Here is a 13,322-nt window from a genome sequence, read left to right on the forward strand (position 1 = left end):
ACTTACCGCAGGTAAGTTGGCCCTCCCCTGCTTGCTACCACTGCTTTAAGCGTTTGGCAAGGTGTCTTCGTAAAGCTCTTTTAATAAACACCTCACTTCAATGGTGTTTATTTCAATCATTTCATCCGCTTTAGCATAACTATGCAGTAGCCAGTCGTCATTTTGGGCGCGGGTAAAGCTATCGACGCGCTGGACTTGGGTGTCTATCAACCAATAAGCTTGTAAACTGTCCAGTTGCCGGTAAGCGTTGAATTTATTGCCGCGATCAAAGGCTTCCGTGGAAGGTGACAACACTTCGGCTATAAACAAAGGATGCTGCTTGTATAAAGTATTAGCCTGGTCTTTGGGGTTGCAGGTGACCATAACATCAGGGTAAAAATAGGCATCGGCTTTTTCGACCTGGACTTTCATATCTGAGATATAGGTGCGGCAGGGTGAGTTTTTTAGGTGTTGTTTAAGTAAAACGAACAGATTGCCAGCAATGGTGACGTGATTATCAGTTGCACCCGCCATCGCCCACACTGCCCCATTTTGGTATTCGTGCTTAAAATCAGCCGTTTCTTCCCCTTTGAGGTATTCTTCGGCGGTCAGGATAATTTTTTCAGCAAGTGACATGTTTCTAGTGGCCCGTAAGGATTGTCTGTAATTTGATTGTACCTTGACTGTTTTATATTTTACAATTCGGTCGGAATAATAAAGTTGCTGGATTGTCTATGCCTTAGGGTATAAGTAGTCCGACTATTAATAATAAATAACATGGTGGAGCGTATGACAAAGTTTAATTTTCTGCTGACGGCAGTCGCCTTAGCAAGTTCAGTTTCTGTAGCTACTGCGTGGGATGTGCTGCCCTCAGAAGCACCTGCACCCGCTGATAACCCGACGACTCCAGCCAAAGTTGAGTTGGGTAGAATGTTGTATCACGACCCACGCTTGTCTTCCACGGGTACGGTATCGTGTGCATCTTGCCATAACGTCATGCTAGGAGGCGAGGATAATCGCCCTAACTCTATGGGTGTAAACGGGCACACTGGTGGGCGTAGTGCGCCAACGGTATGGAATTCGGCGTTTAATACCGTGCAATTCTGGGATGGCAGGGCAGAAAGTCTGGAAGCCCAAGCGGCAGGCCCAGTAACTAATCCTATCGAAATGGGTATGAAAAGCTGGGATGATGTGGTTACCCGTTTGAATTCCATTGAAGGCTATCAAAAAGCCTTTGCCGACGCGTTTGGCGGCAATGCTATCTCTAAGGATACCGCAACGAAGGCAATAGCCGCTTATGAAAGGACGTTGATTACGCCAAACAGCCCGTATGATAAGTATACCAGCGGCGAAAAATCAGCGATGACAGATCAGCAAGTGCGCGGCATGAATAAGGTGGCGGAACTGGGTTGCGTTAGTTGCCATAGCGGCCCTGCCTTTAACGGACCTGGCATGTTCCAAAAAATCCCTATGCACAGCAATGGCATGTACCAAGCCAAATATCACTTCAATAAAGATTTAGGTTTGGCGGAAGTGACCAAAAAGCCAGAAGATGAACATAGGTTTAAAGTACCTACCTTGCGAAACATTGCCCTCACCGCGCCTTACTTCCATAATGGTGCAGTAAAAACGCTGGATGAAGCGGTTAGAGTAATGGCTAAACTGCAATTGGACAAGGAATTATCGAAAGAAGAAATTGCGGATATTGTGGCGTTTTTGAATGCCTTGACGGGTGAATTCCCTGAACAAAAAATGCCGAATTTGCCAGCTACGGCGGGCAGTACCTTTAACTAAGTCGAAACTCAGTGCGGCAATGGTTTCATGCCAGTTGCCGCACTTTCACCATCGGATGGGTGCGTACCCTACCTTAAATTCTCACTATTACTTCTTATAGATACGTGTCGCTGCTATCAGCGCATCTATTTCCTTGGATACCTTCTCATAATCCGCACTGTTAATTGTCCCGTAACGTTTTTTAAAGGTAGCCTCGTCCATGTGTTCGGGTAGAGTCCTGGGATCTGGCATAAAATCGGTGTAGTCTTTTACGGTTGACATAGCTCGTTGCATTTTCCTGGCAGAATTCGGGTTAGCCGTCGCCAGATCGCCAAAACGTGTTCCGGCTTTATCTGCGGTCAGGTCAACAAAGCTAAAACCGCTGCCACTTTGGGCATCTTGTAATTCTTTTTCTTCGCCAAATACTTGGGCAACTTGGCTGTTAACCGATGCGGTAATGGCGGCTGCACCGATGAAATGTTGTGCCAAATCAATGCGTTTGTATAAATATGCCGGATAGTAAGGAGAAGGTGGTTTCACACCTGATTCATTAGTGTTGACGTAATCATTAATGGTATTGATGACGACCCGATTTTCCTCAATCGCAGTCTCCAAGCTTGAACGCTGAAATGCTAAGGCAAACAGGGGCTGTAATAAATCGGCCAATGACAAGCGCCAATTAGGGTCATGCGCCCTTACGATGGCTGCTATTTTTCCTTGATAAATATTGCCATGCTCCTTATTGCTGCTGTCGTGGGTAAGTAAATCCCGTGCAGTTTTTAGCGTGGTACGGCTCGGGTGGTAAGTTAGAGTGATTTTATCGTCGTCAATCGTCACCGCTTTAATGGGATCGGTTGCCAGCAGGAAATACTGGTTCAAGCTTGTGTGTTTGATAGCTGTTTCAATTACCCAAGCTGCCACTTTGGAAGGCAACAGTAGCTTTCCTGCCTTAAACTTAGTTAAGGTCGGCAGGGGATTACCATCTTCATGCCCTAATCGGAAGCTGATGTTCACGTATTTACCAACAACATTTTCAGGTAAAGTGGCAGTCACCGCAAACCGAATTTTGTGATCTTTCAATGCAATCAATGCTTTGCCTTTGCTAAAACGGTTTAACAGGTAATTGCCGGCCAGATTCAGGTCTGCCAAGGTGAGTTCTATCGTACTTATTTCATCCGGCCTGGTTTTAGAACCTTCACGCAGGATTTTTTTGGCACTGGTTACGTCCATTTGGGTCATTGCCCAGTCAAGTTTTAGCTCCGGTTGGTCGCTTATGCCAAAAAATACCAGCATCGCAATCATTAGGATGAATGCAATCAGGCCATAAAAGGGAAGAAGTAATAAGGTTTTCATCGACCCTTCAAGAAAACTCCAGCTTGAATCCGGCAGGTTTAAGATAATCGGCTTCTTGGATTAAATCGGCATGGGTAAGTGGGGAGTCCAGCAGCCACAGGCTCGGGAAACGCAGTTCAATTCGAGATTTAGCAATGGCTATCCTGAAGTCGGGCAGATCGTATTCCTGCCGGTTGCGGCGCAGCACAACTGCCAAACGCAGAATAATGGTCATAAACGGGGCGAGCGTATTCCAGGGCGTGGGGAGTTCTTGAAACTGGGATTGTGAAAATTTGCGCTTATGATAACGGACGATGGTTGCCAACAGCAGTTGATCCTGGGTGGTAAAACCAGCCAAATCGCCATGTTCAATGATGTAAGCACTGTGCTTATGGTATTGGTTATGGGCAATATCGTGGCCGATTTCGTGCAATTCCCCCGCCCAATCCAAAAACTGCGCGGCATCTTTGTTGCTGGACAAGCAGCAATCACCGCTTAATTGGCTAAGCATATAGTTGATGGTTTGTTTAATCCGGTCAGTATGTTGCTTATCGGTATGATAACGCTCCGCCAATATTTTCACGGTGGCAGAGCGGATGTCATGGTCGTAAATACGCCCCAACAAATCTTGGATCAGTCCTTCACGTAACGCGCCATCAGAAATACTCATTTGTTCGATATCCAAGTTTTTAAAAGTAGCATAAGCAATGGCGACGCCGCCCGGAAATACCGACAAGCGTTCCGCGTCCAGATCCGGCAAATTCAGTTCGCTTACGTGGACGCACTGTTTTATATGTGAAACCAGATGCTCAAGACCTTTCATAGTAATGCCGTTATTGCTCCAGCCCTTAGCTTGCAACACTTTAGCTATCGAACGAAATGAACCTGATGAACCGATGGCCTGATCCCACTGCTTACGGTGAAATTTTTTCTGGAAAGGCTCCAGCTTTTGTTCGGCAAACAAAATGGCTTTATTGAACGCATTTTTTGATAAGCGCCCGTGAGCAAAATAATGGCTGCTCATGGAAACGCAGCCCATTGCAAGGCTTTCTTTTTTTTTGGCGACATCTTCCTTACCGATAATATATTCCGTACTGCCGCCGCCGATATCAACGACCAACCTAAGATCCCCCGTACTGCCGACACTGTGTGCAACGCCTTGGTAGATCAGCCGGGCTTCTTCGATACCAGAAATGATATGGATTGGATGGTTCAAAGCTTTCTCGGCTTTTTCCAGAAATTGCTGGGCATTCTTGGCCTTTCGCAAAGTATTGGTACCGACTGCCCGTACGCTATCGTGCGGAAAATCCTGGATGCGTTGCCCGAAGCGCTCCAAGCAAGCCAATGCCCGTTTTTGCGTACTTTGATCCAAAACGTTTTTATTATCGAGACCCGCACCCAGCCTGACCATTTCTCGGAGGCGATCTACCGTTTGCAATTTGCCATCGGTCAAGCTACATACAATCATGTGAAAGCTGTTTGAACCGAGATCCACGGCAGCAACGTAACGGGGTGGTTTCTTAGTCATGGAAATTCTGTTTTAGCGGTGGATGAATGTCTAGGTCAGAGTTGGGTAGTGGGTAAAACCGTAACTCGTTGTTTAATTGGTCGAAATGGCAAACCTAGGTTTGCACTCCAAATAAACAAGTCCATCAAAAAATACAGTCTAAAACCCACTGCCCACAATGTATTAGGGTATTTTAGAAGTTTCTGCGGGCTGTATCTGATAAAATACCGCGCTGTTATCATCAACAACAATCCAGTTTTATATGGCTTTCCCGCTTAATTTAACTGATTTGAACAGCCACGTTAAGCATTAGTTTCAGTATGAAGGCATTATCTATCAGCAATCTTAAGAAAACCTATAAAAATGGTTTTGTCGCCTTAAAAGGTATCGACTTAGAAGTTGAGTCCGGCGATTTTTTTGCGTTGTTAGGTCCAAATGGTGCCGGTAAGTCCACTGCAATCGGCATTATCAGCTCTTTGGTGACAGCAAGCAGTGGCTCGGTAAGCATCTTTGGGCATGATTTAGTCAAGGAACGCGAGCAAGCCAAAAGTTGCATCGGCCTGGTACCACAGGAAGTCAATTTTAACCAATTTGACACCGTTCAAGGCATCGTTTTGAACCAAGCCGGTTACTACGGAATGCCGCGCAAACTCGCGCTACAACGGACAGAGCTGTGCCTGAAACAAATGGATTTATGGGATAAGCGCAATACCATTTCCCGGCGCTTATCCGGTGGAATGAAACGTCGCGTGATGATCGCACGGGCAATGGTGCATGCACCTAAGCTGTTAATATTAGACGAACCGACCGCAGGGGTGGACATTGAAATCCGCCGCTCCATGTGGAAGCTGATGAAAGAAGTCAACCAACAAGGCACGACCATTATCTTGACCACCCATTATTTGGAAGAAGCCGAAAGCTTGTGCCGCAATATTGCTATTATTGACCAAGGTAAAATTGTTGAAAATACCGATATGGCAAGCCTGTTGGCGCGGTTGAATGTCGATCATTTTGTGCTGGATTTGGCCGAGCCGCTTACCGTTGTACCCGTACTGGAAGGTTGCCATGTAGAACGTACCAGTGACAAAGTGTTGGATGTCTCCGTACCCAAAGCGGTCGGGCTTAACCAGCTATTTAGCCAGTTAAGCGCGAAAAACATCAAAGTCCTCAGCCTAAAAAACAAAAGCAACCGCCTTGAGCAATTATTTATGGATTTGATCGACTCCAAGTCATCACAAAATAACCCAACCCCCCAAACAATCCCCTCTCCCCCAGGGAGAGGGCAAGGGTGAGGGTAATAACATGAACTACAGCATCGCCCTAAAAACCATCATAAAAAAAGAAGTCTACCGCTTCTTGCGGATATGGCCGCAAACCCTGTTGCCTCCAGCGATTACCACGGCCTTGTATTTCCTCATTTTCGGTAAACTCATTGGTAACCGCATTGGCACGATTAGCGGCGCAAGCTATATGGATTATATCGTCCCTGGCATCATCCTGATGTCGGTCATCAGCCATTCCTACTCGAATGTGGTGTCGTCGTTTTACTCCACCAAATTCCAGCGCAACATCGAAGAATTGCTGGTCGCGCCTGTACCCAATTGGGTCATCTTGACCGGTTACATCAGCGGCGGCATCTTCAGGGGCTTGCTAGTAGGTATCGTCGTCGCGCTCATCTCCATGCTATTTGCCGACATTGTGGTGTTGCACCCAGGACTTACCATTAGCGTCGCCATCCTGACCGCCACCTTATTCTCCCTGGCAGGCTTCATCAACGCGATTCTTGCCGAAAGTTTTGACGACATTTCCATCATCCCCAATTTTGTCTTAACGCCATTAAGCTATCTGGGCGGCGTGTTTTATTCCGTCGATATGCTGACTGGAATTTGGCAAACCCTCATCATGGGCAATCCCATTATGTATATGATTAACGCCTTCCGTTACGGTATAATCGGCGTAACCGATGTGGACATCCAGCTTGCGCTGATGATGATTGCAGGGTTTATTGTGGTGTTGGCACTGTTTTGTTTGTTTTTATTACACAAGGGGATTGGGATTAAGAATTAGGTGGATCTCTACCCCTCTCTCCCTTGGCGGATAGTTAAACGCAGTGGAATCGAGGGCAAAAGAAAACTCAGATCTCTCGATTCCGTTACACTTCATCGAGCCTACTCGCCACACAAGCACTTACTCCTTCGCAATTGAGGGAAAAAAATATTTTTAAATGTTCCACGGATTTAACAGTTCAACCGCACTTTCGGCCATATCAGCAATATTTCTGGTTACCACAATGCAGTTATGCACGAGTCCAGAAACAGCAATAAGCCCATCAATGACAGGCATAGATTTACCAGCTAGCTCAGCTTGACCTTGAATAGCACCCCACCTAGCTGAAACCTCCAAATCGATAGGAATTATCCTGTTCTGAAATCGCTGCTTTAAATCTTGCTCCACCCATAGCTGTAGCTTTCTTTTTCTTGTCGAATCCAGAGCTTTTTCAATGCCTTTTCGAACGCGTGACGGGGTATGTACCCTGTTACTCACGTTTTGCTGATGGATGGATTTTGTACCACGTCGAAACCCCTACAAACGGGGCAACATGCCCCGTCCGGCGTGAGTAATCAATCCATAGGGTGCAATAGGCGTTAGTCGTATGCACCGCATGTGTGCCACTATCATCCGGCGCAATACGCTACGCTATTGCGCCCTATAAGCTGGGGGTAAATTGCCACCACCTTATATGAGAGCATTGGGAAGTAAGTTAAAAAACTTGCTGAATGGTATTGTTTTGGATCTTGATAATAAACAAATATACGAAGGCATTAATATTGAGATGCCTGGTATTAATTGTAAGCGTTAAGGTATTAAAGAAGAAGACAAAGCGGTTGCTATTCATGAGTTCGGGCATGTTATCGGTATATCGCATGAGCATAACAGAATCGACCAACCACTATCGTATGAGACAAGGATATGTGCGCATAACGATCCTTCTCCTGTACAAGGTCAGTTGACTATGGGTAATTTACGCATTGGTAGTACCATGCAACTTCGATTATGGATTATTGCAACGTTAATCGAGCTAAAAAGCCAGTTTTAAGCGCGCTTGATACAGCGGCTGTTCGAGCTTTTTATGCCAATATGGAGACTGTAAATACTGACCTTGGTTATCCCATCATTCGTATTCCTTTGGTGATTGTGAATGGTGTGGCAAAATCCATTACCATGTACGATCAGAACAAGGATGGTTATTATACTTATGCGAGCTTATCAACAACCAATAGGTCTAGTGTTCCGCCAAAGTTAGTCAATGGAGTTTTAGCCATTCCTTATCTTAAGGTTACCAGTTTTGGTAAGATCACTGGAATACAAAAACGGACAATGAAGCTGGTAAGTGCCAGTCTGGTTGCCAATACCAGCATTACCAACCTTTACACAACATTCAGATAATAACTGATGTTACGCAGGCTATCAGAGGAATCAACGGCTGTAGCGAATTGAAAAATTTGTAACTCATTGATTCTTGGTTGTAGGTGCGTAACATGAGATAATGAAAAACTTTTTGCAAGTTAAAATAAAATCTTTCATGTGGTAAGTCGAAAAGGAATCGAGGAGTGGTTCAACATCCTCGGTTCTTTTTTGATCTAGCAGAGTTGATGGCTTAATAAGGTTGGGTTTTATGGATGCAATTGTTTTAGGGAATTTTCTTGCTTTAGCTTATGTCTTTATTATTTTCGCCCTCGCCGTGATTCCGACGTTTTATCGATACGTAAACAAACGATTCTTAAATGAAGAGGTTTATTTTTGGCACGGTTACTTCTGGTGGTTTATCGCTTTTTTCCCCATCTTGCTGATGCTAATACGTTTAGTTACTGGCTTAGATGTGCATATGCCCCATGAAAATGGTCTTGATTATAATAACGAGGTTTCATATGCACGAGAGGCATTTTGGCAATTTACCGCGATATAGGTATTGTTTGTATCGACAGCCAGCTTAGGCCCAGCGATTTACCAAAATCGGTCAGAAATCGGCATGGATGGCATATTGCTATTTATGGCGGATTGTTGTGGGCTGGTTTATTTATGGCTGCATTTCACCCAACCCAATATTAGCGCAAGTACTTTATTTGCTGCTGCGGCAGCGTTTACTGTCGCCGTATTTATTGTCACCATCGCCGTGAGTTCAATTGCTCAGGTAAAGCGAATCGCCAAGACGATGCTTTTTATCTTTTCAATTTTGTTAACCTTGGCTGTTCCCTTGATGCTTATCAAGGGACTTTATGGGCTGTTAAAGTATGGCACCTTATTTTAAACGTGCACACACCCTGACTTACATACCAGACACATTTTATGAATATTGATACCGAAAGTGTTATTTTAGCTGCACTTATTTTTATTGCCGCACTGCTTTATTCATCTGTTGGTCATGCGGGTGCATCCGGCTATCTGGCGGCGATGGCGTTAATGGGGATGTCGCCTGCCGTCATGAAGCCGACAGCGTTATCTTTAAATATTTTGGTTGCTATTATCGCCACATTTAAGTTTTATCGGGTAGACGCGTTTTCTTGGCGGTTGTTTTTGCCGCTTGCGCTCGCTGCTGTTCCATGTGCTTATGTCGGCGGGTTACTCACCTTGCCAACCCATATTTATAAGCCGGTAATCGGAATTATTTTACTTTATGCGGCATGGTATTCATTTCGCACGGCAGCCAAATCGTCCCAGTATCCCGTTCGTTCGGTATCTTTTCCCCCATTGTTATTTACTGGCGCTGTACTGGGTTTTTTATCGGGACTTACCGGTGTAGGAGGTGGCATATTTTTAAGTCCTTTGCTGTTGTTTTTCCGATGGGCTGAAATAAAAACGATTTCCGGCGTTGCTGCGGCATTTATTCTGGTCAATTCGATTGCGGGACTCTTTGGTGTTTTATCCAAATCTCCAGCTTTACCAAGTGCTTTGCCAATTTGGGCAATAGTTGTGGTCATCGGTGGATTCATCGGTGCAGAATACGGCAGCAAGCGTTTTGGAAACCCGACCATTCAAAAGTTGTTAGCGCTTGTGTTGGTAATCGCTGGGGCAAAAATGATTGCTACAGCATAGCATGAGGATTAAATTCTTCTACGCGTGATGGTATCTGCCGATGTCCCCTGCCCCCATCCACTGCTCAAGCTTTTTTTCCCACTAAAACCCCATGCTATTTCAAAAAAATTATTTAATATCGAATTCTTATGAAAATAAAAAAGGAAGCTATCAGCGTTTTTTATCAGGAAGATTTGTCACCAACAAGCCATTAATCAGTTCAAGATCAGCTTGAACAAGATCACTTGTAGTTTGCTTAAGTTTGATGGTGTTAATCAGGTAATCATAACGAGCGCGGGACAGATCGCGTTTGGCGCGGTAAACGTTACGTTGCTCGCCGAGTACATCAACCATCGTACGTATGCCAACTTCGAAGCCGGCTTCGGAGGCTTCCAGGGCGCTGGCTGCTGAAGTGACGGTGGCTTTGAGAGCTTCTATGCGACTGATGTTGGTCAAGATACTGCGATAGGTGTTGTTAACTTGCCGTTTTACCGAGCGTTTTACTGAGTTTAAGTTTTCTTTGGAGGCTTCGTATTCATAGCTGGCTTGTCGAGTCCTGGAATTGACCGCGCCGCCTTCAAATAAGGGGACATTCAATTGCACACCAATGCTTTGGGAGTCACCTCTTGGGCCAAACGAAGAGCCATTTTCAGTTACGCCATACGCGCCGACTAAGTCCAGCTTGGGCAAATGACCGCTTCGTTGTATGTCGATAGCCTTGTGTGCTACCTCCATCTCATTAAAGGCAGCAATAATGCTTAGGTTATTGGTTTCTGCGGTTTCATCCCATTTTGATAGATTGTCAGGTTCGGGTTTTTTTAGGGGCAGGGTTTCACCTAGAGAACTTACCAGTGCTTCGCTGTCGCCAATAATTTCCCTCAGCGCTTCTTTTTGGTTGTCAATGTTGTTGGCGGCTTCCAATTCATTAGCGGTGGTTTGATCAAAGGCAGCTTGGACTTCGTAGACATCGGTGATGGGGATAATGCCGACTTCAAATCGTGCCTTAGCTTGTTCAAGTTGCTTAGCGATTGCTTCTTTCTCTGACACTGTAAATTGCAGGTTATCTTGGGCGGACAGTACATTAAAATACGCTTCGGTCGTCCGCACCATCAGCTTTTGTAATTCAGCTTCATAAGCGGCCGTAGCCTGAGCGATTTTGTTATCGGATTGGCTGAGTTGTATCCAGTGATCCCAATGGAATAAGGGCTGGGTTAGATTAACGCTAAAATTATTATTCCAATATTCTTGGTTGGCAGGAAATAAATTGTTTAGGCTTACTATTTTATTATGTCGCCATTCTCTACCTGAATCCGCTGTGGCGGCCAGCGTAGGAAAAAACCGAGCAAGTCCCTGTATCCGGCTTTCCCCAGCAGCCGATTGCTTGGCCTCTGCTTGCCGGATAAGCGGATCATTTTGTAAGGCGCGCTCGTAAATAGCCATTAAATTCTCTGCCCGTAACGGACAAGAGGTATTTATCAACATCACAATAAGTAGTTTAGTTAGTTTTCGTTTCACAGAATGTTTGCTCATGATTTATTCGTTTGCCAACCGTTGCATTACTCATTTTTACGAGTAAGTGATAGTATTTTGCAGGTTTTTTCTTACGGCTTTCACTATAACGCATGAAACTTTTATTTAAAATTTTCTTTTTATCATTCTTAACACTTTTCTTGAGTGCTTGTTCCAGCATGGGCAAGGGTATGGTTGAGGCTTTTTTTGAACAGCAGGATGCCGTAGATACCCGAGTTTGTGAAATTTGGGGGAAAGCCTTCGATGGACTTGCGCCGTTTTTGGACAATAGACATGGCAAGTTGAAGGTCTTAATGGTGCATGGCGTGGGCGATCATCTGCCCGGACATTCTACGCAATTTGTCGAAAAGTTGGCGGCGGAACTGGATCTGCCGGTTATGTCCGCACGAAAGAAAAACATCGCCTTAACCAGCATCTATGACAAAAGCAAAAATCTGGGTAATTTAAGTATCGTCAGATTGCTGAGTAAAGACAGAAGCAAAGAGCTGATGTTCTACGAATTAACTTGGTCTGCTATTACCGCCAAGCAAAAAGAGGCGCTTGCTTATGATAACTCAGGTGAATATTCCTTTCGCCGGGCGGAAATTAATAACCTGATGAAACAGTTTTCTAATAGCACTGGCCCAGATCCGATCATTTATTTGGGGCAGAGTCGGGAGGATATTCTGGTCTCATTTGAGCAGGCCTTTTGTTGGATGATTAAGAGCGAGTGGCAAAATCTTCCCGACGGACTCTCTGAGGCTTGTGCGTTTAATGATGACGGATTGGCTAAAAATTTGGCTGTCGATCAATACGCATTTGTATCGCACAGCCTTGGCAGTCGCATCACCATAGACGGACTACAACGCATAGCGGCTCGGATTGACAGGCGTGATGTCGATTTTAAAGAAGCGTTAAAGCATAAAAAAATTCCCGTATACATGATGTCCAATCAGTTGCCGATGTTGCAGTTAGGGGAAAAATTGCCTGTAGTAAGTAATCAAAAACCTTCTTACTGCTTACCAGGAGGCGATAAGTACGAAAAGCGGGTGCTGGCAAGTACCCCGATCATTGCATTTAGCGACCCAAACGATCTTTTAAGTTACGCTATCCCGCAAGGATTTGTGGAGAAATATTTGGATTCAAGGTTGTGCACTGACGTGACTAACATTAATATCAACGTCGCAAAAATCATCAATGCTTTCAATTTTGGTAAGGTAGCCAATCCCTTGGATGCCCATATTGGTTATGCCACGGATGATCGAGTATTGGCTTTGATTGCTAAAGGTATTGGCAATATCAGGGCATCCAAAATGGTTAATGAGCGCTGTCGTTGGGTGGAAACAATTGATTGAATTGCCAAGGGCTATACCTTACATGGCAATATTAAATCAACGCCCCAAAACTTTGGTCAAAAAATCGTTTTCTGCGGTTAACTGGCCAATTTTGGCATGATGGCTTTCGGCAGTTTTAGCCTTATTTTCGGAATTATCATAGTCATTGTCAAATACCCGGTTTAAATTGTTAAGTAACTGTTGCTTCCATAAGCTAATCTGAGTGGGATGAACGGCAAATTGCATGGCTAATTCTGCAATCGTTTTATCGTCCTTCATTGCAGCCAATGCAACCTTCGCCTTAAAGTCAGCCGAATAACCTCTTCTCTCTTCTTTAAAATCAGCATGATGAGTTCTTCTATCTTTTTTAAAGTCGACATGACGAACCCTTCTCTCTTCGTTCACATCGACATGATTAATTCTTCTCTCAATGTGCATGTGTAATACTCCTAAATAATTCCTGTAAGTAAGCACTGAGAGAGTCTATTTTCGAGTTCACCAAAAAAGCGGACTGTAAAATGAAAGAAAATTCCTTGGGGGTTTGGATGCCTAAGGATTTGGTTGCGCTGATTTGCTTATAAGGTGTTTGTGGGCTCATATTATGCGTTTCTGATTTAACATAAAAATCTATCGGTAACTTCCTGTAACTGTGCCAGAAGTACGTTTGTACTATTATCTGGGGTTTTCAAAATATTTTCTATCAGCATAAATACCTATATGAGACCTTTGCACGACCTCAAGCCCCAAAATGGGTAAAATAAGCCTTTATTCAAGTTCGAGCAATAGCCTATGTCCTGGAAGAACCTAGCCCAAAC

The 13,322-nt window shown here is 44.6% G+C and carries 14 protein-coding genes; 8 read left to right on the top strand and 6 right to left on the bottom strand.

The window, feature by feature from the left end; genetic code table 11:
- Positions 1 to 45: 45 nt before the first annotated feature.
- Complete coding sequence (locus tag ABL924_RS11190; protein ID WP_349027179.1) at positions 46 to 615, bottom strand: Uma2 family endonuclease; 570 nt, start codon at positions 613 to 615, stop codon at positions 46 to 48.
- Positions 616 to 768: 153 nt separating this feature from the next.
- Here ABL924_RS11190 and ABL924_RS11195 point away from each other — a divergent pair, with 153 nt between their 5' ends.
- Entirely contained in the window at positions 769 to 1,773 is a 1,005-nt protein-coding gene (locus tag ABL924_RS11195; protein WP_349027180.1) for a cytochrome-c peroxidase, read from the top strand.
- Positions 1,774 to 1,860: 87 nt separating this feature from the next.
- On the opposite strand, the gene ABL924_RS11200 is transcribed toward ABL924_RS11195, so the two are convergent.
- Together ABL924_RS11200 and ppx are read right to left on the bottom strand one after the other, a co-directional pair.
- On the bottom strand, positions 1,861 to 3,105 hold the full coding sequence (locus ABL924_RS11200; RefSeq protein WP_349027181.1) for a hypothetical protein: 1,245 nt from the start codon (positions 3,103 to 3,105) through the stop codon (positions 1,861 to 1,863).
- A 7-nt stretch (positions 3,106 to 3,112) separates the two neighbouring features.
- Positions 3,113 to 4,612 (bottom strand): exopolyphosphatase, encoded by a 1,500-nt coding sequence (gene ppx, locus ABL924_RS11205; RefSeq protein ID WP_349027182.1) that lies wholly within the window; start codon positions 4,610 to 4,612, stop codon positions 3,113 to 3,115.
- Positions 4,613 to 4,911: 299 nt separating this feature from the next.
- Here ppx and ABL924_RS11210 point away from each other — a divergent pair, with 299 nt between their 5' ends.
- Positions 4,912 to 5,883 carry an ABC transporter ATP-binding protein gene (locus ABL924_RS11210; RefSeq protein WP_349027183.1) on the top strand — a complete coding sequence of 324 codons (972 nt, stop codon included), beginning with the start codon at positions 4,912 to 4,914 and terminating at the stop codon, positions 5,881 to 5,883.
- Positions 5,884 to 5,893: 10 nt separating this feature from the next.
- Complete coding sequence (locus ABL924_RS11215) at positions 5,894 to 6,658, top strand: ABC transporter permease (RefSeq protein WP_349027184.1); 765 nt, start codon at positions 5,894 to 5,896, stop codon at positions 6,656 to 6,658.
- Between the two features lie 153 nt (positions 6,659 to 6,811).
- Here the strand turns inward: ABL924_RS11215 and ABL924_RS11220 are convergent, their stop codons facing one another.
- Positions 6,812 to 7,135 (bottom strand): hypothetical protein, encoded by a 324-nt coding sequence (locus ABL924_RS11220; protein WP_349027185.1) that lies wholly within the window; start codon positions 7,133 to 7,135, stop codon positions 6,812 to 6,814.
- Positions 7,136 to 7,645: 510 nt separating this feature from the next.
- Here ABL924_RS11220 and ABL924_RS11225 point away from each other — a divergent pair.
- The 4 genes from ABL924_RS11225 (at position 7,646) to ABL924_RS11240 (ending at position 9,685) form a co-directional block, all read left to right on the top strand.
- Positions 7,646 to 8,038, top strand: coding sequence for a hypothetical protein (locus tag ABL924_RS11225; protein ID WP_349027186.1), 393 nt, complete (start codon positions 7,646 to 7,648; stop codon positions 8,036 to 8,038).
- Positions 8,039 to 8,267: 229 nt separating this feature from the next.
- Positions 8,268 to 8,558: a hypothetical protein gene (locus ABL924_RS11230; protein WP_349027187.1), complete on the top strand. Its 291-nt coding sequence runs from the start codon at positions 8,268 to 8,270 to the stop codon at positions 8,556 to 8,558.
- A 3-nt stretch (positions 8,559 to 8,561) separates the two neighbouring features.
- Entirely contained in the window at positions 8,562 to 8,900 is a 339-nt protein-coding gene (locus ABL924_RS11235) for a hypothetical protein (protein WP_349027188.1), read from the top strand.
- Between the two features lie 38 nt (positions 8,901 to 8,938).
- A complete protein-coding gene (locus tag ABL924_RS11240) occupies positions 8,939 to 9,685 on the top strand; it encodes a sulfite exporter TauE/SafE family protein (RefSeq protein ID WP_349027189.1) in 747 nt (248 codons plus the stop codon).
- A gap of 150 nt (positions 9,686 to 9,835) precedes the next feature.
- On the opposite strand, the gene ABL924_RS11245 is transcribed toward ABL924_RS11240, so the two are convergent.
- A complete protein-coding gene (locus ABL924_RS11245; RefSeq protein WP_349027190.1) occupies positions 9,836 to 11,179 on the bottom strand; it encodes a TolC family outer membrane protein in 1,344 nt (447 codons plus the stop codon).
- 107 nt (positions 11,180 to 11,286) lie between these two features.
- Between ABL924_RS11245 and ABL924_RS11250 the strand changes: the two genes are divergently transcribed.
- Entirely contained in the window at positions 11,287 to 12,528 is a 1,242-nt protein-coding gene (locus tag ABL924_RS11250; RefSeq protein WP_349027191.1) for a hypothetical protein, read from the top strand.
- A 36-nt stretch (positions 12,529 to 12,564) separates the two neighbouring features.
- Here ABL924_RS11250 and ABL924_RS11255 read toward each other — a convergent pair whose 3' ends face one another.
- The gene (locus ABL924_RS11255) at positions 12,565 to 12,945 is read right to left on the bottom strand and encodes a hypothetical protein (protein WP_349027192.1); all 381 of its coding nucleotides are present in this window, start codon (positions 12,943 to 12,945) and stop codon (positions 12,565 to 12,567) included.
- Positions 12,946 to 13,322: the final 377 nt, after the last annotated feature.

It is taken from the genome of Methyloglobulus sp., assembly GCF_040079455.1.
Lineage (GTDB): Bacteria > Pseudomonadota > Gammaproteobacteria > Methylococcales > Methylomonadaceae > Methyloglobulus.